This window comes from Halopseudomonas nanhaiensis, assembly GCF_020025155.1.
In the GTDB taxonomy this organism is placed as follows: Bacteria; Pseudomonadota; Gammaproteobacteria; order Pseudomonadales; family Pseudomonadaceae; genus Halopseudomonas; species Halopseudomonas nanhaiensis.
Genome location: NZ_CP073751.1, coordinates 3,043,524 through 3,063,037 on the forward strand (window position 1 = coordinate 3,043,524; position 19,514 = coordinate 3,063,037).

A 19,514-nucleotide genomic window follows, 5' to 3' on the forward strand; every position below is an offset into this window, starting at 1 on the left:
AAAGATATAACTTTCGAACATCAGGAGCCCCGGCACGGAGCACCCCGGCCGACACGTCCGGGCCCCACGGATTCGAACCATGACATCACACGGCACCATTCTCATCACAGGCGCAGCACAACGCATCGGCCTGCATTGTGCGCGGCGATTCGTCGAGGACGGGTATCGGGTCATCATCACCTGCCGCGAGTACCGTGACGAATGGCGCACGCGTCCTCTCGAAGGCATCGAGGTCATCCAGGCCGACTTCTCCACCGTCGCCGGGATCGAAGCGCTTATCGACGCCCTCAGGCAGCGCTCGGTCCAGCTCCGGGCCCTGATTCACAACGCCTCGCTGTGGCTGGGCGACGGTGCCGGGGCCGACGGTTTCCAGCGGATGTTCATGGTGCACATGCAGGCGCCTTACCTGCTCAATCTGGCGAGCGCGGAATTGTTCACACCCGGCTCGCCCGGCGACATCATCCACCTGACCGACCATGTGGCCCGCCGTGGCAGCCGCCGGCATGCCGCCTATTGCGCCAGCAAGGCAGGACTCGAAGCACTGTCGCTGTCCTTCGCAGCGCGGCTTGCGCCGGAAATCAAGGTAAACACCATCGCGCCGGCGCTGATCATGTTCAATGCTGACGACAGCGCCGAGTATCGTGAACGCACGCTGGAAAAATCCGCGCTGGGTATAGAGCCGGGGCCGGACGTGGTCTATCAATCCATCCGCTATCTGATGGACAATCCTTACGTAACCGGTACCTGCCTCGACCTGAACGGCGGCAGGAACCTCAAATGAAGAGACGGAACTGACGATGAGCCTCGAAAACCTCACCCGCCACTACCACGAGATTCTTGCCGATCTTGGCGAAAATCCCGATCGCGAGGGCCTCCAGGGCACACCGCTGCGCGCGGCCAAGGCCATGCAGTTTCTCTGTCGGGGCTACAACGAATCGCTGGACGACATCGTCAATGGCGCGCTGTTCGAGTCCGAGAATGACGAGATGGTGATCGTCAAGGACATCGAGCTGTATTCCATGTGCGAGCATCACATGCTGCCGTTCATCGGCAAGGCGCACGTAGCCTACATCCCGACTGGCCGAGTCATCGGCCTGTCCAAGGTCGCGCGCATCGTTGACATGTATGCCCGCCGGCTGCAGATCCAGGAAAACCTGACCCGCCAGATCGCCGAGGCGCTGCAGTCGGTTACGCATGCCAAGGGCGTGGCGGTGGTCATCGAAGCGAAGCACATGTGCATGATGATGCGTGGGGTGGAAAAACAGAACTCGTCGATGCATACCTCGGTGATGCTTGGCGCCTTCCGCAACTCCGGGACCACGCGTCAGGAGTTTCTGCAGCTGATCACGCGATGAACCGTCTCGCTTCCGGCATGGCACGCATCCGCATCAAGGATCTGCGGGCGCGTACCTACATCGGCATCAAGGAAGACGAGATCCGCAACCGCCAGGACGTGGTGGTCAATGTGACCATTGTGTACCCGGCTGGCGACGCCGTGCAGGTCAACGACATCGATCATGCGCTGAACTATCGCACCATCACCAAGGCCCTGTTGCAGCATATCGAAACCAATCGCTTCGCCTTGCTCGAGCGTCTGACCCAGGAGCTGCTCGACATCGTGATGCAGCAGCCCCAGGTTCGCTATGCGGAAGTGGAGGTGGACAAACCCCATGCGCTGCGCTTCGCAGACTCTGTCTCGATCACGCTCAGCCAGTCACGCGACTGACCCGTGCGGCAGGGTGGCGGGGTGCGCCAGCAACGATTGCCGCGTACATATTCGGCCAGTATCATCCGAGCCACTACGTCCTGTCCTTTCTGGAGTCGATCATGACCAAGCAAGAGCGCATAGAGCTGGAAGCGGCTGCCTTTCGCAGCCTGGTGAGTCATCTGCGCAGCCGCAAGGACGTGCAGAACATCGACCTGATGACACTTGCCGGCTTCTGCCGCAACTGTCTGGCCAAATGGTACAAGGCATCCGCCGATGACATGGACATCGCCCTGAGTCTCGAAGAAGCGCGCGAGGCGGTCTACGGCATGCCCTACGCGGACTGGAAGGCCAAGTACCAGACCGACGCCAGTCCCGAACAGCAGGCAGCCTTCGACAAGAGCCAGAAGCAGGGCAAGGCATGACCCGAACGGACTTCGTGCAGCGCCTGGGAACTCCTGCGCACTGCTTTGCCGACACACTTGCCTTTATCGACGCCGAATACCGGTTCACTCCGAGCGCCTTTGACAACGGCACGCTGCATAACGATGAGTCTGAAAATCAGGGCTCGTGCCGGGTACTGGCGATGGCCATCGACACCGGCCTGAACGATGAGCAGGCGCTCCAGTGTTTTGCCGAGCACTACCAGGCAGTGCTGGCGGACCCCGACGGCACCGCCCACGGCAACATTCGCGCGCTCATGCGTAGCGGGCTCGCCGGCGTTCGCTTCCAGACCTTCCCTCTCGCCCGCCGCTAGGCAGCGGCGCAGCCCTGCGGACCTGACATGGCCATCAAGCAACTCCTTCCGGCTGGCGAGTTTCCCGCCACCGGCCTCCTTCGCCGCCTCGCTGCACTGGCGTATGATCTTTTCCTGCTGATCGCCCTGTGGATGATCACAACCTTTGCCTACCTCGGCCTGCACATCGCAGCGGGAGGTGAAGCGCAGACGCAGGAGCGGGCCGAGGCAGGGGCCTTCATCGGCGACATCTGGCTGTCGTTGGTACTGCTGGTAGCGACCTGGGGTTTCTATGTGTTGTTCTGGACTAAAAAGGGCCAGACGTTGGGCATGCAGGTCTGGCGCGTGCGTCTGCAGCAACCGGATGGGCGCTCGGTGACGACACGCCAGGCGACCATACGCTTTCTGGTGGCCCAGGCCGCCTGGCTGTGTGCCGGACTCGGCTTTCTCTGGCAGTTGTGGGACAGTCAGTCACGCAGCTGGCAGGACATCGCCTCGGGCACGAAAATGGTCACCCTGCCGAAGGATGCCTACCGCAAGGGCTAGCCGGCCCTGCGCATTAGTACGATCCCCATCAGCAGCAGCACCACGATCGGCGCCAGCACCGCGATCAACGGCGGGAAGCCGAACACCAGGCTGGACGGTCCGAGCAAATCCTGCACGATCCGGAAGCTGAAGCCCACCAGCACCCCGGTGAAGATGCGCTGGCCCAGCGTAACCGATCGAAGTGGTCCGAAGATGAAGGAAATGGCGACAAAGACCAGCGTGGCCGTGGTCAGCGGCTGCAGCAATTTTTTCCAGAACGATAGCCAGTAGGCGCTGTTGTCCAGCTCCTGTTCGGCCAGATAGTTCTGATAGCGCCACAATCCGGTCAGCGGCAGGACATCCGGATCCAGCAGCAGAATCCGCAACAGCTGCGGCGACAGCGCGACGTTCCATCGCGAACTGGGGACCACGGCAACTTCGGCGTGCCCATTCTCGACAAACCGCGTAAGCCGAATGTCCTCGAGTAGCCAGTCATCCTGCTGCACCGTAGCGCGCTCGGCGAAGCTCGCTTCAGTCAGGCGACGCTCGTCATCGAACCGATAGCGTGTGACCCCGCGCAGCACGCCGTCAGGCTGCACCGCATTGATATGGATGAACTCGTTGCCCTCCCGATGCCATAATCCGCGCGACTTCATCGCCTCGCTGCTGCCGACGGCCATCGCTCGCCGGCTTTCTGCCAGATTCTCCGCATACGGCGCCGCATATTCACCCAGCAGCACTCCGGCCAGCATCAGCACCACCAGCGGCTTCATCACGGCACCGATGATCCGCGCGACGGAGACGCCAGCGGCACGCATGATGGTCAGCTCCGAGTTGCTCGCCAGGGTTCCCAGGCCAACCAGGCACCCCACCAGCACTGCCACGGGCAGCAGGTCGTAAAGCCGACGGGGCGCAGTCAGAACGACATACACCAGCGCCTGTATCGCATCGTAACCGCCGGCCAGATCCTCGAGCTCTCCAATGTAGGCGAACAGCATGTCCAGGCCGAGCACGATCATCGAGACGATCAGCACACTCGAGAGCACGGACTTGCCGACATAGCGGTCAAGCAGCCGCATGGACACCTCCCCTGGGCGCCGAGGGCGCGGTCAGCGTGCGAAGGTTGAGGCCTACTCCGATGGCAAGAAACAGCAGGTGCACCCACCACAACCCGAGCCAGGCAGGCGTGCGTCCTGCCTCCATCCAGCCGCGCGCACTGATCAGCATTGCCAGATAGGCCATATAGAGCAGCACGGCAGGCAGCAATTTGAGGAACCGGCCCTGACGCGGGTTCACCCGCGCCAGCGGCACGGCGAAGAAAGCGACGATGGGAACCAGCAGGGGCAAGGCGATGCGCCAATGCAGCTCCGCCTGGAGGCGCGCGTTGTCCTGACCCAGCAATTGACTGGTCGGCATCGCTTCACGGTCGGTAATCTCGGTCACCACCTCCGGCTTGGGCAGCAGCACACCGTAGACGTCGTATTCGATGGTGCGGAACTCGGCAGTGCCGGGATTGCCGTCATAGCGGTAGCCGTTTTCCAGCACCAGATAGCGGCTTCCGTCGGGGTTCATCTGCTGCCGGCCGCTTTCAGCGATCAGCACGCCGAGGCTGGCCGGATCGCCCGGATCACTGCGTTCGGCAATGAAGACCTCCTGCAACTCGGTGCGGTCCGCTGACAGCGCCCCGGCATACGTCACCCGCTGCGCCTCGCGGCCGATCGACTGGAATCGTCCGGCGCTCAGGGTATCGAACTCGGTCATGGCATCCTGCTCATTGAACAGCTGCTGGGTTTTCACCACCCCTGCCGGTGCAATCCACAGACTCAACAGCCCGACGAACAGCGCCACCAGCATTGCCGGTCCCTGGGTATAGCCGAGAATCCGTCGATCGCTGACACCCGTGGCCGCCAGCACGGTCATTTCGCTGTCCAGGTGCATGCGCCCGTAAGCCAGCAGGATGCCGAGAAACAGGCCCAGCGGCACGATAAGGACCATGAAGCCCGGCAGGCGGTAGCCCATGATGATGAACAGGACGCCGGGATCCAGTTGTCCGGCGGCAGCCTGGGCGAGGTATTTGATGAATCGCCCGCTCATGATGATCAGCAGGAGGACGCCGCTCACCGCGGTGAGCGCCATCAATACCTCGCGACTGAGATAACGAAAGACAATCACTAAACGTTTCCTTTGGCTCCGGGGCTTTAAGGGCACCCGGGAATAGGCCAGAATGCAGACAAAGCACACCTGGTTGCAAACGCTGCCGGATTGGGCGCACGTCGTTCAATGGGCTGCATTATCAGTCAATCCACCTGATTTGTCTTGGGGAGTACCATGGAGTTCAGCGTCAAGCACGGCACCTTGGAAACCATCAAAACCGGCTGTCTGGTTGTAGCAGTCAACGAAGGCAAAACCCTCAGCGGCCCGGCGGCCGAGCTGGACCGGGCCTGTGGCGGCCAGCTCGCAGCTGCACTGAAGCATGGCGACATCAGCGCGAAGGCCGGTCATACGCTGATGCTCTTCGGTCTGCCCGGCATCACGGCGCAGCGCCTGCTGCTGATCGGCGCCGGCAAGGACGAGGAGCGCGGCGACCGCGCCTATCGCAAGCTGGTACAGAAGGTCATCAGCACGCTCAAGGACGGCGGCGCGACCGATGCGCTGATCACCCTCCCCGCCCTGCAGGTAAAGGGTCGTGACGTATACGCACGTACCCGTCTGCTGGTCGAAACCGCGCGTGAGGCGCTGTACCAGTTCGACCAGTTCAAGAGCAAGAAGGCCACCGCGCCACGCCTGAAGAAGGTCCTGCTGTGGACCGGCGACAAGGCCGAGGCGACTGTGGTCGAGCGCGGCGTGCTGCACGGCCAGGCCATCAGCGACGGCACCGATCTGACCCGCACCCTGGGCAACCTGCCAGGCAACGTCTGCACCCCGACGTATCTGGCCAAGGAAGCCAAGGCGATGGCCAAGCAGCACAAGGAACTCGACGTCGAAGTGCTCGACGAAAAGGACATGAAGGCGCTTGGCATGGGTTCGTTGCTGTCGGTAAGTGCTGGCAGTGCCGAGCCGGCGAAGCTGATCCGCTTCACCTACAACGGCGGCAAGTCCAAGGACAAGCCACACATGCTGGTGGGCAAGGGCATTACCTTCGACACCGGTGGCATCAGCATCAAGCCCGGCGCAGGCATGGACGAGATGAAGTACGACATGTGCGGAGCGGCGACCGTGTTCGGGGTGCTCAAGGCCGTGGTCGGCATGCAGCTGCCGATCAATCTGGTCTGCCTGATTGCCGCCGCCGAGAACATGCCCAGCGGCACCGCGACGAAGCCTGGCGACATCGTCACCAGCATGTCCGGTCAGACCATCGAAATCCTCAACACCGACGCCGAAGGCCGCCTGGTGCTTTGCGATGCGCTGACCTACGCCGAGCGTTTCAATCCGGCCAGTGTGGTTGATATCGCGACCCTTACCGGCGCCTGCGTAGTGGCCCTGGGTGCGCACACCAGCGGCCTGATGGGCAACAATGACGAACTCATGCAGCAATTGCTGACCGCCGGCCAGCAGGCTGACGATCGCGCCTGGCAACTACCTCTGTTCGATGAATACCAGGAGCAGATCGACAGCCCGTTCGCGGACATTGCGAACATTGGCGGCCCGAAGGCCGGCACCATCACCGCAGCCTGTTTCCTTTCGCGCTTCACCAAGGCCTACCCGTGGGCGCACCTGGATATCGCCGGCACCGCCTGGACCAGCGGCGGCAAGGACAAGGGCGCGACAGGCCGACCGGTGCCGCTGCTTGCGCAGTATCTGATCAACCAGGCGCAGTAACAGCGAGGGCGGCTGAAGGCTTTAGGCTGAAAGGCCTGACCGCGAAGATAAGCTGTATCGATGCATAGCCCGATGCGCTCAACGCATTCCGGCTCCGAGCGTTCAGCCTACAGCCTCAAGCGAGTTTTATTGATGACGCGAATCGATTTCTACCTGCTGACCAGCGACCAGCCGCAAGCGCGGCTGGATTACGCCTGTCGTCTGGCTCACAAGGCCTGGACCAAGGGTCACAGGGTCTATCTGCATTGCGCCGACGTGGCGCAGGCGGAAGCGCTCGATGAGCTGCTGTGGTCATTCAAGCCGGATGCCTTCCTGCCGCATGCACTACATAGTGATCAGCCGGACCAGGCGATTGTATGCGGCGCCGGCGAGGACCCCGATCCGCATCATGATCTGCTGATCAATCTGGCGCAGAACACGCCGGGGTTCTTCAGCCGCTTCACTCGGCTGGCGGAGATCGTCGTGGAGCACGATGACGTCCGTATACCGGCGCGCGAGCGCTTCCGCTTTTATCGCGATCGGGGCTATCCTTTGAAGTCCCACCAGATTCGCACGGCAGGATGAGCCATGACGCATCGCGATCCCTCGGAGCCCTCACGGTTACTGGAAGACCTGGAGTCGATCCGCACCCTGCTTGACGAGCACGATCCGGACAATCTGCTTGCCGAAGAAGAGCAGATGGAAATACCGCTGTTGCAGGATGTCATCACCGACCCGATCGATACGCCGCTTACCGAGTCGCGACCGACGCAACCCGAGGCGTCGCCTGCTGCCACCCGCTCGGCCAACCCCTTTCTGCCCTACGACTCGCTGGCGCGGCTGGCCCGGGAACGTGTCCAACTCGACCGTCTGCTCGGTACGCCGGTCACCGACGAGCGCGACAGCACCCATCCCACTGCCAGGGAACTTCGCCTTGAGGCGCGTCTTCAGGCCGAAGCGCAATTGATCCTGCAGGACGTGATCGACGACATGATTCCGACGATCGAAGCCGAACTGCGCAACCGTCTCAAGGCCAGGCTCGAGCAGATCGTTCGCGAGCAGCTCAAATAAGCCGATCGGGCTGGGACGCTCGCCGCTCCCCTCGCTATAATGGCCGTTTTCCGTGACACCGCCGCGCGCTCCGCGTGCGCCGCGTGCATTGCCACCGCCACATTCCGGACACCCAGAACCGCATGGACAAGACTTACCAGCCGCACGCCATCGAATCCTCCTGGTATCAGACCTGGGAGCAGAATCACTATTTCGCTCCGCAGGGTTCGGGTGAGTCCTACACGATTGCCCTACCGCCGCCGAACGTCACCGGCAGCCTGCATATGGGCCATGGTTTCAACAACTCGATCATGGACGCGCTGATCCGCTTCCGCCGCATGCAGGGGCGCAACACCCTGTGGCAGCCGGGCACCGACCACGCGGGTATCGCCACGCAGATGGTCGTCGAGCGCCAGCTCGCCGCGCAGGGCCAGTCCCGCCACGATCTGGGCCGCGACAAGTTTCTGGACAAGGTCTGGGAATGGAAGGAAGAGTCAGGTGGCAACATCACCCGGCAGATCCGCCGTTTGGGCAGCTCCGTGGACTGGAGCCGCGAGCGCTTCACCATGGACGAGGGACTGTCCAACGCCGTGCGTGAAGCCTTCGTGCGACTGCACGAGGATGGCCTGATCTATCGTGGCAAGCGGCTGGTCAACTGGGATCCGAAACTGCACACGGCGATATCCGATCTGGAAGTGGAGAACCATGACGAGACCGGCTCGCTGTGGAATCTGCGTTATCCGCTGGCCGATGGCGCCACAACGGCTGAAGGTCAGACGTACCTGGTGGTTGCCACCACGCGGCCGGAAACCATGCTGGGTGATACCGCCGTCGCAGTGAACCCGAACGACGAGCGTTATCAGGCACTGATCGGCAAGTTCGTCGAGCTGCCGCTGGTGGGCCGCCGCATTCCAATCATCGCTGACGACTACTGCGACCCAGAGTTCGGCACCGGCTGCGTGAAGATGACCCCGGCGCACGACTTCAATGACTATGAAGTCGGCAAGCGGCACAACCTGCCGCTGATCAACGTGCTCGATCAGAACGCCGTGGTCCTGGCCCGCGCTCAGGTGTTCAACATCGACGGCAGCGTGAACAACGACGTCGATGCCAGCCTGCCGGCAGCCTATGCCGGCCTCGATCGCTTCGAGGCACGCAAGAAAATCGTCGAGGATTTCGAGTCCGCCGGCCTGCTGGAAAAGATCGAGCCTCACGCACTGAAGGTGCCCAAGGGTGATCGTTCCGGCGTGGTGATCGAACCCTGGCTGACGGACCAATGGTACGTATCGACCAAGCCGCTGGCCGAGCCGGCGATCGCTGCGGTAGAAGACGGCCGTATTCAATTCGTCCCCAAGCAGTACGAAAACATGTATTTCTCCTGGATGCGCGACATCCAGGACTGGTGTATCTCGCGCCAGCTGTGGTGGGGCCATCGCATACCGGCCTGGTATGACGAAGCGGGCAACGTATACGTTGGTCGCGACGAAGCCGAAGTGCGCAACAAGCACAACCTGGGCGACATTACGCTGCGTCAGGACGAGGACGTGCTCGACACCTGGTTCAGCTCGGGGCTGTGGACCTTCTCCACGCTCGGCTGGCCGGAACAGACCGCTGCGCTGAAGACCTTTCACCCCACTGATGTACTGGTCACCGGCTTCGACATCATCTTCTTTTGGGTCGCACGCATGATCATGCTGACCATGCACCTGATGAAGCACGATGACGGCACCGCGCAGGTGCCGTTCAAGACGGTCTACGTGCACGGTCTGGTGCGCGACGGGCAGGGTCAGAAAATGTCCAAGTCCAAGGGCAACGTGCTTGACCCGCTGGACATCATCGACGGCATCGACCTGGAATCACTGGTGACCAAGCGCACCAGCGGCATGATGCAGCCCAAGCTGGCGGCGAAGATCGAAAAACAGACCCGCGCGGAATTCCCCGATGGCATCGCCGCCTACGGTACCGACGCGCTGCGCTTCACCAACTGTTCGCTGGCCTCGACCGGCCGCGATATCAAGTTCGACATGGGCCGCGTCGAGGGCTATCGCAACTTCTGCAACAAGCTGTGGAATGCGGCGAACTTCGTGACCGAAAATACCGATGGTTTCGACACCGGCGTCAACGGTGAACCGGTCGAGCTCGCCGCAGCAGACCGCTGGATCATCTCCGCTCTGCAACGAACCGAACAGGAAGTGACGCGCCAGCTGGACGCCTTTCGCTTCGACCTCGCCACTCAGGCACTGTATGAGTTTGTCTGGGACGAGTACTGCGCCTGGTATCTCGAACTGGTCAAACCCGTGCTCTGGGACGAGACCGCGCAAGTGGAACGCCAGCGCGGTACCCGCCGCACGCTGGTACGAGTACTGGAAACCATTCTGCGCCTGGCACACCCGTTCATGCCCTTCATCACTGAAGAGATCTGGCAGCGCATCAAGGGTCAGGCCGGCAAGCAAGGCGACACCATCATGCTGCAGCCCTGGCCGGTGGCCGACGAGAACCGCATCGATGCGGATGCCGAGGCAGATATCGAATGGGTCAAGGCACTGATGCTCGGCGTGCGGCAGATCCGCGGCGAGATGAAAATCTCCATGGCCAAGCGCATCGACATCATCGTGGACAACGCCAGCGCAGAGGATCAGCGCCGCCTGGCCGATTTCGAACCGCTGCTGGCCAAGCTGGCCAAGCTGGATTCGGTCAAGGTGCTCAGGGCTGGTGAAGAAGCTCCGCTGTCATCTACCGCGCTGGTCGGCGAGATGGAAGTGCTGGTGCCCATGGCCGGTCTGATCGACAAGGATGCCGAACTCGCGCGCCTGGACAAGGAAATCCAGCGCCTGGACGGTGAAGTGAAACGCATCGGCGGCAAGTTGGGTAATGCAGGCTTCGTCGACAAGGCTCCGCCCGCGGTCATTGACAAGGAAAAGGCAAAGCTGGCCGAAGCCCAACAGGCTCTGGCGCAATTCAGCGAGCAACGCGCGCATATCGCCAGTCTCTGATGCTCTCGGGGGGGAGGCATGCCCTCCCCTTGGCGAGCGAAACACGCCCCACCCACGGTTCGCGGATACCACTCATGCCCATCGATAACAGCATCGTCCATCAGATTCACAAGAAGCCTGACGGTCAACCGGCCAGCCTGACGCTGCGCGAGGCTGAACTGGCCAGCTCCGAGGCGCTGGAGCAACTGCTCGCCGGGTTGATCGAGGCGTATAACAGCAAGCCGAACAAGGCCTGGGGCTATTTTCACGGAGAAAGCGGCGCCTATCCGTTCAGCGGCTGGCTGCAGCAACTCGTCGATGACGACATCGACTTCGTACGCTTTTCGACCCAGGCCACCGAGCATCTGAAAACCTTGATGGAAGGCTCGAACCTGGCGCTCGGCGGTCACGTGCTGTTCATCCGCTACCGCCAGGGCATGACGCCCTTTCTGGTCATCGCCCTGCTGCACCATACCGAAGGCGTCACCGTCACCGACGACCTGAATGTAGCGGCGGCGCGCCATCTGGATCTGTCCAGCCTGAACATGGCGGCGCGTATCAATCTGGCCGAATGGAAGCAGAACGCGACGTCGAAGCAGTACATATCCTTCATTCGCGGGCGCAGCGGCAAACGCGTTTCGGACTACTTCCGGGATTTCATCGGTTGCGTCGAAGGCGCCAATCCGGAGGAAGAAACGACTACCCTGCTTCAGGCGTTTCAGGACTATGTGGGCGAGGCGGACATGGAGCCGGCCAGCATCAAGGACAAGACCAAGGCCATGAGCGGCTATGTCAGCAGTCAGGCCCGTCAGGGCGAACAGGTTGCGCTGGAAGAGCTGTCGGGCGTGATCGACGAGGAACAGCCGCGGGCTTTCTACGAGTACATTCGCAACAAGGACTACGGGCTGTCGCCGGAGATCCCACCGGACAAGCGTACCCTGAACAACTTCATGCGCTTTTACGGCAAGGCCGACGGCCTGTCGATCAGTTTCGAGGCACATCTGCTCGGTGAGCGCGTCGAATACGATGAAGGCGAGGATTCGCTTGTCATCCGCCACCCGCCCAAGGGGCTCATCCAGCAACTGCAAAAGAAGCGCCGCTAGGAACCATCGGTCTGACACGAGGGTCGTCTGGGAAGCCGTCAATCGATTCGCTTCCGGAGGCCTCATGCGCGTGTCCCCTTCCCTATTCAGCACAGGCGCGGCCTCCGGCAGAGGTGCGCCATGACCTCGAGCCACCCCCGGATCGTCGTGGTCACCGGCGCGTCGGCGGGCATCGGCCGCGCGACTGCGGTCGAATTCGCCCGCCGCGGAGCGACCGTTGCCATACTCGCCCGCGGCGAGAAAGGCCTCGCGGGCGCGCGTCTTGAGATCGAGGCTGCGGGCGGCCGGGCCTGGGTGCGGACACTGGATATTGCCGACGCGGAGGCAGTAGAGGCAGCCGCCGACAGCATCGAAGCCGAACTCGGTCCGATCGATATCTGGGTCAACAATGCCATGGTCACCGTGCTGTCTCCAGTCGCCGAGATGACCGCCGAGGAATATCGACGCGTTACCGAAGTGACCTATCTGGGCCAGGTGCACGGCACGCTGGCTGCACTGAAACACATGCGTGCGCGCAACCGCGGCACCATCGTGCAGGTCGGCTCGGCCCTGGCTTACCGCGCCATTCCATTACAGTCGGCCTATTGCGCAGCCAAGTTCGCCTGTCGCGGCTTCACCGACTCGCTGCGTGTGGAACTCATGCACGACAACAGCGCCGTGCACGTGACCACTGTGCACCTCTCCGCCTTCAACACGCCTCAGTTCGACTGGGCGCGAAACCGCCTGCCCAACCGGGCGCAGCCGGTTCCGCCAATATTTCAGCCAGAAGTCGCTGCGAAGGGCATCGTCTGGGCAGCACACCAGCGCCGCCGCGAGGTCTGCATAGGGTTCCCGGCCGTCAAAACCATCTGGGGCAACAAGCTAGTGCCCTGGCTGGCCGATGAGGTGCTGGAAACCGACGGTTATGAGGGGCAGCAATCCGAGACGCCCGTCGCAGATCGCGAGGACAATCTGTTTCAGCCCGTCAACCGCGATATGGGAAGTCACGGACGCTTCGATCGTCGCGCCCGCGGGCACAGTAATCAGCTATGGGCAACCATGCATCGCAAGACGCTGGCGGCAGCAACCGTGTTACCGCTCCTGCTGCTCTGGGCGCTGAAGCGCCGCTAAGACAATCGATCCCGGGAGATACGCTGTGCCGCAGGCCATCAGTGACTACGCGATGATCGGCGATCAGCGCTGCGCGGCGCTGGTGGCGCGCAATGGCTGCATCGACTGGTTCTGCCCGCCCCGTTTCGACTCGCCGGCCTGCTTCGCCGCGTTGTTGGGCGAGCCGGAGCATGGGTGCTGGCAACTCGCGCCCAGCGACACGGTGGTCGCGGTAAAGCGCTATTACAGGACAGACACGCTGGTGCTGTGCACCGAGATGTGCACGGCCAGCGGGAGCGTGCGCATTACCGACTTCATGCCCCTGGAAGGCGATATCACCATCATACGGGTGGTCGAAGGGCTGCAGGGCGACGTGGCGATGCGCAGTACCTGTCAGCCCGCATTCGGCTACGGCGCCCGCCGGGTCAGGCCCGGGTACAGTGCCGATGGACTGATGGTCAGCGATGACAACGCCAGCCTGCTGCTGCGGAGCGACTGCGTGCTGAAGACAGACGACCTGGCCATGACCGCTCATTTCACCATCGGACCGGGGCAGCGCAAGTATCTGGCCCTGACCTATCTGCAGGAGCACCGCCAAACCGGGCCGCTGCCTGACCCCGATGACGCTGTCAGGGCCTGCGTGCACTGGTGGCGCGAATGGGTCGGACGGTGCAGTTACCAGGGGCGCTGGCGGGACGCGGTGGTGCGCTCGCTGATAACGCTCAAGGCGCTGACCCACGCACCGAGCGGCGGCATCGTGTCCGCGGTCACCACGTCCCTGCCAGAGGCGATCGGCGGCTCCGCGAACTGGGATTACCGGTTCTGCTGGATCCGCGACGCCGTGCTCGCGCTGGATGTGTTCATCGACTCGGACCTGAAGCATGAAGCACAGGCATGGCGCGATTGGTTGCTCGCATTGATGGACCGGACACAGGGACAGATTCACGTTCTGTACGACGTTCAGGGCGAGGCCCCACCTGCCGAAACGGAGCTTGACTGGCTGCCCGGCTACGCCGCTTCAGCGCCCGTGCGCACGGGTAACGCCGCCGATACGCAGCATCAACTCGATGTCTTCGGTCAGCTGATGGACCTGTTGCACAGTGCACGCCGAGGCGGTCTGCACACGCACGCGGAGACCTGGTCGCGCCAGTGCGAGCTGGTCAACCACGTGGTCGAGCGGTGGCGTGATCCGGATGAAGGCATCTGGGAGCTCCGCGGCGAAGGGCGCCACTATACCCACTCGCGCGTCTACGCCTGGGTTGCTCTGGACCGTTCGATCCGCGATGCCGAAGCCTTCGGGCTGTCAGCCCCGCTTGAGCTCTGGCGGGAAACGCGGGACGCCATCCACCGCGACGTGTGCGCCAAGGGTCTGGACAGCGAGCGCGGCGCCTTCAAGCAGAGCTACGAAGACGCTTTCCCGGATGCCAGCTTGCTGATGATCCCGTTGCTCGGCTTTCTGCCCGTGCATGATCCGCGGGTGCAGGCAACGCTGAAATGGATCAGAGAGGATCTGTGCAGCGGCGGACTGGTACACCGTTTCAGGCCGCAACAGGCATTTTCTGGCGACGAAGGCGCGTTTCTGACGTGCTCGTTCTGGCTGATCGATACGCTGCTGCTGGAACAGCGTGATGCCGAAGCTGAAGCGCTGTTCGAGCGGATGCTTGCGCTGCGCAACGATGTCGGACTGTTGTCTGAACAGTGGGACCCACAGCACGGCTTGCTGGGCAATTTTCCCCAAGCGCTGTCTCATCTGGCGCTGGTCAAGACGGCGTACTTCATCGACGCGTGCGAGCAGGCGCATCGCGGGGGCCAGCCGGAGCGCTTCAGCTACAAGCCGATGCTCTAGCCGCCCCGAGCCCGGGCCCGTTCACAGCCCGCTGGGGTAGGTCTCCGCTGGCTCCTGGCCGACACCGCCCGTTTCTCCCGAGGGATCGCTCAGCGAGCGCAGCGCTGCGGTCCAGTCGATGTGGACGAGGAAGTCGTACTGCCGCGTCAGGGTGCTGCGAAAGTAATGGCTCTGACGTTCGCTTTCGGGTCGGTAGATGACGCCGATGGCGCGATGCAGCCGGGGCTCGGACAACAGCTCGTTCATCTCGTTGTGCTGGCGCAGGTCGATCATGAAGCTGTCCGCTGACACCTGCTGAAAGACCCGTTCGTAACTGTCCGCAAGGGGTGCGCGCACGCGCTTGACCTGGGCTGGCGAGTCCCAGTCCGATGCGGCGGTCACCTCGCCTTCGGCTGTCGAGAAGCCGATCAGCAGCGCCTTGTCGCCGTAATGCTCGCGGGCAAGCTGGCCGATATTGTGTTCGCCGCGGCGGCCCATCTCGGTGGCCGACGCATCGCCGATATGCGAATTGTGCGCCCAGACGACCATCGGCGCATCACGACCCAGTTGGTGCGACAGGTGCGCACGTAGCGCCTGCAGCGTCTCGAACATATGACTATCACGCAGATTCCAGCTGCTCTCGTGGCCGCCGAATGCCGCGCGGTAATAGCCCTCTGCGTTGCGCACCAGTCTGGCGTTCTGCTCGGCGGCGAATTGCTCTTCTCCGGCCACCAGCCCCAGGCCGAGCAGGCGTCGCTGGGCCTGATTCTGCAGCTCCATGACCTGTTCGGTAATCGCCTGCTCGCAGGAGGGACTCAAGCCGAAGGCGACCGACTGGCCGTAGAAATGCGGCTCACCAAAGAATTCGTGCAGGCAGGCATAGCGTTCGCGAGCCCGTCTGGCTGCCGGCGGGTCAGCCTTTTCCAGATAACGGATGACCGAATGGGCTGAGCTGCCCATGCTGTACAGGTCCAGCCCGTAGAAACCTACCGGGCGCTCTTCCTTGTCTTTCTGCTCAACCGAAGCGTTGAACTCGGCCAGCCAGGCAACGAAATCGCGCACCTCGATATTGCCCCACATCCACCGAGGAAACCGCTTGAACGCGCTGAGCGCCTGGCTCGCCGCCATGTCTGGCTCGCGGCCCCAGACGTAGCGGTTTACAGCGTAGCTATCAGGCCAGTCCGCTTCGACCGCGACTCCTGCAAATCCCAGTTCTTCGATCAGACGGCGGGTGATCAGCGCCCGGTGCCGGTAGAACTCTTCTGTGCCATGGGAGGCCTCCCCGATCAACACCACCTGCTTGTCACGCGCGGCTTCAATGATGGCGTCGAAATCCGCAGGCTGACCCTCGAGCGTCGTCGCATGCTGCTCGATCGCAGCGATCAGGCGATCATCGGTGTCGGCTTCAATCATGCAGTCACTCCCTGGTCGTGGGTGGCGAGCAGTTCGATGACCTGGGCGTCGGACGTCTGGCTGAAATCGTCATACCACATGCCGACACCGCGCAGCGGAGACAGGCGATGCGGACAGACCACCCGATCGATACGGTTGTCGAAACGCTCGCAGCTTTCTGCCGCGCCGACCGGTACCGCAACGATAATGCGCGCTGCGCCTTTCTGCTCCAGGGCGCAGACCGCGACACGCATGGTGGCCCCGGTAGCCAGACCATCGTCAACCAGAATGACCGTCTTGCCACTGACTGCCGGCTCGCCCACGTCGCCGCGATACAGCTGTTCGCGACGTGCCAGCTCGGCGGTCTCGCGCTCGATGACCATGTCGATCTCTTCGGCGGTCAGGCGCAGCTCGTCGATCACATCGTGGTTGAAAAAGCAATGTCCGCCCTGCGCCAGCGCACCCATCGCATATTCTTCCTGACCCGGGACGCCAAGCTTGCGGACCATCAACAGATCCAGCGGCAGGTCCAGCGCTTCAGCAACCCGTGCTGCGACAGGAACGCCACCGCGCGGCAGCGCCAGGACCAGTGTGTTGTCCTGACCGGCATAGTCGCTCAACGCCATTGCGAGCACATTCCCGGCATGGGTTCGGTTTTTGAAAAGCATGGTGGCACCCCATAAGTGGTTATCTACACCACAGACAGGCGCCAGCGGCGGCTGTTCAAACCTGGCGACAAAAATGTCGCCGGGTTCGTGCCTTTCACGGCTTGAGCTTGTATCCGGTACGGAATATCCACCACACCCCGGCGAGGCAGACCGCGAGGAAAATCGCGGTCATCCCGACGCTGACCGCTACATGCACGTCGGCGGTGCCGTAGAAGCTCCAGCGAAAGCCGTTGATCAGGTATACCACCGGGTTGAACAGCGTGACCGTCTGCCAGAACGGCGGCAGCATGGTGATCGAATAGAAACTGCCACCGAGAAACGCCAGCGGCGTGACGATCATCAGCGGAATGATCTGCAGCTTCTCGAACCCATCCGCCCACACGCCGATGATGAAGCCGAACAGACTGAAGGTGACGGCGGTGAGTACCAGAAAGGAAAACATCCATAGCGGATGCTCGATGTGGTAGTCGACGAACAGGCGTGCGGTCAGCAGTATCAGCAGTCCGAGAATCACCGACTTGGTTGCCGCAGCGCCGACGTAGCCGACAACGATCTCCAGCGGCGACACCGGCGCCGAGAGCACCTCGTAGATGGTCCCGGTGAACTTGGGCATGTAGATACCGAAGGATGCATTGGAAATGCTTTCATTGAGCAGCATCAGCATGATCAGCCCGGGAATGATGAACGCCCCGTAACTGACACCGCCGATTTCCTCCATGCGCCCCCCGATGGCCGCGCCGAACACGATGAAATACAGCGAAGTGGAAATGACCGGTGAGGCAACGCTCTGGAACAGCGTACGCCACATGCGCGACAGTTCGGAGAGATAGATGGCCCTGACCCCGTACAGGTTCATAGCGGCGCCTCCATAGCATCAGCCTGACGGCCGCCATGCACCAGGCTGACGAAGATATCCTCCAGCGAGCTCTGGCTGGAGTGCAGATCCCGGAACTCGACACCGTGCTGATCGAGCCTGCGCAACAGCTCTGCCACACCGGTCTGCTCGTGCAGAGCATCGAAGGAGTAAACCAGCGCGTAGCCGTTCTCGCTGAGCTGCACCGGCAGTCCTTCCAGCCAAGCGGGCGCGGCTGCCATGGGCTGCTGCAGGTGGACCGTCAGCTGGCGGGTGCCGAGCTTGCGCATCAGCGTCGCCTTCTCTTCCACCAGAACCAGCTCCCCCCCGGTAATCACCCCGATCCGGTCGGCCATTTCCTCGGCTTCCTCGATGTAATGCGTGGTGAGAATGATGGTCACGCCGTTGTCGCGCAGACGACGGACCATCTCCCACATGTCGCGGCGCAAGGCCACATCGACGCCGGCAGTCGGCTCGTCGAGAAACAGGATGGCAGGCTCGTGCGACAGTGCCTTGGCGATCAGCACCCGCCGCTTCATGCCACCGGAGAGGTTCATGATCCGCTCGTGGCGCTTGTCCCACAGTGACAGGTCCCGCAGGATCCGCTCGACCAGCGGCTTGTCCGGCGGCTTGCCGAACAAGCCGCGGCTGAGGTTCACCGTGGCCCAGACCGTATCGAACATGTTGTTGGTGAGTTCCTGGGGAACCAGGCCGATCAGCGAACGCGAGCGGCGATACTGACGCTGGATGTCATGTCCATCGACCAGCACCTCCCCACCGGACGGATTGACGATGCCGCAGACGATGCTGATCAGCGTCGTCTTGCCGGCACCGTTGGGCCCCAGCAAAGCGAATATCTCTCCGCGATTGATGCTCAGGCTCACGCCCTTGAGCGCGGAAAAACCAGACTGGTACGTCTTGGTCAGCCCGCTGATACGGATGATCGGGTCCACGGATCCTCCTCTGTGGCGCGCTTCGCCTGACTGCAACGCAGCGCGCTGTTGCGATTACTGTTCGCCCAGATCGCGGTTGAGCCGGATCGGCTCGGCCTTGCGCCCGCGGCGAACACGAATATTGAGCAGCTCCACCGCCATCGAGAACGCCATCGCAAAGTAGACGTAGCCCTTGGGCACATGTACGTCGAAGCCTTCCGCCACCAGCGTGAAACCAATCAGGATGAGAAACGAGAGCGCCAGCATCTTGATCGTCGGATGCCGGTCGACGAACTCTCCGATCGGTTTGGCCGCGAACAGCATCACCACCACCGCGCCGACGATGGCAATGACCATCACCGAGATGTGCTCTACCAGACCCACGGCGGTGATGACCGAGTCAAGCGAGAACACGATATCGAGCAGGCCGATCTGTATGACCGTCGAGTAGAAGCCGTAGCTGGCGATGGAACCGCCTTCGCTGGGCGCCGCTTCAAGACTGCTGTGAATCTCGTGTGTCGACTTGGCCAGCAGGAACAGCCCGCCAACGATCAATACCACATCGCGGCCGGATATCTCTTCGCCGAACACCGTGAACCACGGCTCGACCAGCCCGATGATCCAGGCGAGGCTGAACAGCAGTGCCAGGCGCGACACCAGTGCAAAGCCAATCCCGAGCCGCCGCGCCAGGTCTCGTTGTGCTTCGGGCAGCCGTCCGACGAGGATGGAAATGAAAATGATGTTGTCGATGCCCAGAACGATTTCCAGGGCAAGCAGCGTCGCCAGTGCGACCCAGGCCTCGGGCAGAAATATCCACTCGAACATGTCGTGTCACTCGAAAAATGGGGGTAGGCCGGCAAATCATC

At 62.3% G+C, this 19,514-nt stretch carries 20 protein-coding genes; 13 read left to right on the forward strand and 7 right to left on the reverse strand.

Features of this window, described 5'->3' with window-relative positions:
- Positions 1 to 79: 79 nt before the first annotated feature.
- The 6 genes from folM (at position 80) to KEM63_RS13910 (ending at position 2,987) form a co-directional block, all read left to right on the forward strand.
- The gene (gene folM, locus KEM63_RS13885) at positions 80 to 781 is read left to right on the forward strand and encodes a dihydromonapterin reductase (RefSeq protein ID WP_223652637.1); all 702 of its coding nucleotides are present in this window, start codon (positions 80 to 82) and stop codon (positions 779 to 781) included.
- 16 nt (positions 782 to 797) lie between these two features.
- Positions 798 to 1,355, forward strand: a complete 558-nt coding sequence (gene folE / locus KEM63_RS13890; protein WP_223652639.1) for a GTP cyclohydrolase I FolE — start codon at positions 798 to 800, stop codon at positions 1,353 to 1,355.
- Positions 1,352 to 1,726 (forward strand): dihydroneopterin triphosphate 2'-epimerase, encoded by a 375-nt coding sequence (gene folX / locus KEM63_RS13895; protein ID WP_223652641.1) that lies wholly within the window; start codon positions 1,352 to 1,354, stop codon positions 1,724 to 1,726. The genes folE and folX overlap by 4 nt, the downstream gene beginning before the upstream one ends.
- Before the next feature lie 101 nt (positions 1,727 to 1,827).
- Positions 1,828 to 2,130, forward strand: coding sequence for a DUF1244 domain-containing protein (locus tag KEM63_RS13900; RefSeq protein WP_223652643.1), 303 nt, complete (start codon positions 1,828 to 1,830; stop codon positions 2,128 to 2,130).
- A complete protein-coding gene (locus KEM63_RS13905; RefSeq protein WP_223652645.1) occupies positions 2,127 to 2,462 on the forward strand; it encodes a HopJ type III effector protein in 336 nt (111 codons plus the stop codon). Before KEM63_RS13900 ends, KEM63_RS13905 begins: the two co-directional genes overlap by 4 nt.
- Before the next feature lie 27 nt (positions 2,463 to 2,489).
- Positions 2,490 to 2,987, forward strand: coding sequence for an RDD family protein (locus tag KEM63_RS13910; RefSeq protein WP_223652647.1), 498 nt, complete (start codon positions 2,490 to 2,492; stop codon positions 2,985 to 2,987).
- Here KEM63_RS13910 and lptG read toward each other — a convergent pair.
- Both lptG and lptF read right to left on the reverse strand, forming a co-directional pair.
- Positions 2,984 to 4,045, reverse strand: a complete 1,062-nt coding sequence (gene lptG / locus KEM63_RS13915; protein ID WP_223652649.1) for an LPS export ABC transporter permease LptG — start codon at positions 4,043 to 4,045, stop codon at positions 2,984 to 2,986. The genes KEM63_RS13910 and lptG overlap by 4 nt on opposite strands.
- Positions 4,032 to 5,138 carry an LPS export ABC transporter permease LptF gene (lptF, locus tag KEM63_RS13920; RefSeq protein ID WP_223652652.1) on the reverse strand — a complete coding sequence of 369 codons (1,107 nt, stop codon included), beginning with the start codon at positions 5,136 to 5,138 and terminating at the stop codon, positions 4,032 to 4,034. The genes lptG and lptF overlap by 14 nt, the downstream gene beginning before the upstream one ends.
- 156 nt (positions 5,139 to 5,294) lie before the next feature.
- On the opposite strand from lptF, the gene KEM63_RS13925 reads away from it, so the two are divergent.
- From KEM63_RS13925 to KEM63_RS13955, 7 genes are all read left to right on the forward strand, one after another.
- Entirely contained in the window at positions 5,295 to 6,785 is a 1,491-nt protein-coding gene (locus KEM63_RS13925; protein WP_223652654.1) for a leucyl aminopeptidase, read from the forward strand.
- Between the two features lie 132 nt (positions 6,786 to 6,917).
- The gene (locus KEM63_RS13930) at positions 6,918 to 7,349 is read left to right on the forward strand and encodes a DNA polymerase III subunit chi (protein WP_223652656.1); all 432 of its coding nucleotides are present in this window, start codon (positions 6,918 to 6,920) and stop codon (positions 7,347 to 7,349) included.
- Positions 7,350 to 7,352: 3 nt separating this feature from the next.
- The gene (locus KEM63_RS13935) at positions 7,353 to 7,835 is read left to right on the forward strand and encodes a hypothetical protein (protein WP_223652658.1); all 483 of its coding nucleotides are present in this window, start codon (positions 7,353 to 7,355) and stop codon (positions 7,833 to 7,835) included.
- Positions 7,836 to 7,957: 122 nt separating this feature from the next.
- Positions 7,958 to 10,807 carry a valine--tRNA ligase gene (locus tag KEM63_RS13940; protein WP_223652666.1) on the forward strand — a complete coding sequence of 950 codons (2,850 nt, stop codon included), beginning with the start codon at positions 7,958 to 7,960 and terminating at the stop codon, positions 10,805 to 10,807.
- Between the two features lie 74 nt (positions 10,808 to 10,881).
- Positions 10,882 to 11,889: a nucleoid-associated protein YejK gene (yejK, locus tag KEM63_RS13945; protein ID WP_223652668.1), complete on the forward strand. Its 1,008-nt coding sequence runs from the start codon at positions 10,882 to 10,884 to the stop codon at positions 11,887 to 11,889.
- A 120-nt stretch (positions 11,890 to 12,009) separates the two neighbouring features.
- Positions 12,010 to 12,999, forward strand: a complete 990-nt coding sequence (locus KEM63_RS13950; RefSeq protein WP_223652670.1) for an SDR family oxidoreductase — start codon at positions 12,010 to 12,012, stop codon at positions 12,997 to 12,999.
- Between the two features lie 25 nt (positions 13,000 to 13,024).
- On the forward strand, positions 13,025 to 14,824 hold the full coding sequence (locus tag KEM63_RS13955) for a glycoside hydrolase family 15 protein (protein WP_223652672.1): 1,800 nt from the start codon (positions 13,025 to 13,027) through the stop codon (positions 14,822 to 14,824).
- A gap of 21 nt (positions 14,825 to 14,845) precedes the next feature.
- On the opposite strand, the gene KEM63_RS13960 is transcribed toward KEM63_RS13955, so the two are convergent.
- From KEM63_RS13960 to KEM63_RS13980, 5 genes are all read right to left on the reverse strand, one after another.
- The gene (locus KEM63_RS13960) at positions 14,846 to 16,216 is read right to left on the reverse strand and encodes an erythromycin esterase family protein (RefSeq protein WP_223652674.1); all 1,371 of its coding nucleotides are present in this window, start codon (positions 16,214 to 16,216) and stop codon (positions 14,846 to 14,848) included.
- Positions 16,213 to 16,863 (reverse strand): phosphoribosyltransferase, encoded by a 651-nt coding sequence (locus tag KEM63_RS13965; protein ID WP_223652676.1) that lies wholly within the window; start codon positions 16,861 to 16,863, stop codon positions 16,213 to 16,215. The genes KEM63_RS13960 and KEM63_RS13965 overlap by 4 nt, the downstream gene beginning before the upstream one ends.
- 94 nt (positions 16,864 to 16,957) lie before the next feature.
- A complete protein-coding gene (locus KEM63_RS13970; protein ID WP_223652678.1) occupies positions 16,958 to 17,719 on the reverse strand; it encodes an ABC transporter permease in 762 nt (253 codons plus the stop codon).
- Positions 17,716 to 18,669 (reverse strand): ABC transporter ATP-binding protein, encoded by a 954-nt coding sequence (locus KEM63_RS13975; protein WP_223652680.1) that lies wholly within the window; start codon positions 18,667 to 18,669, stop codon positions 17,716 to 17,718. Before KEM63_RS13975 ends, KEM63_RS13970 begins: the two co-directional genes overlap by 4 nt.
- 54 nt (positions 18,670 to 18,723) lie before the next feature.
- Positions 18,724 to 19,473 carry a TerC family protein gene (locus tag KEM63_RS13980; protein ID WP_223652682.1) on the reverse strand — a complete coding sequence of 250 codons (750 nt, stop codon included), beginning with the start codon at positions 19,471 to 19,473 and terminating at the stop codon, positions 18,724 to 18,726.
- Positions 19,474 to 19,514: the final 41 nt, after the last annotated feature.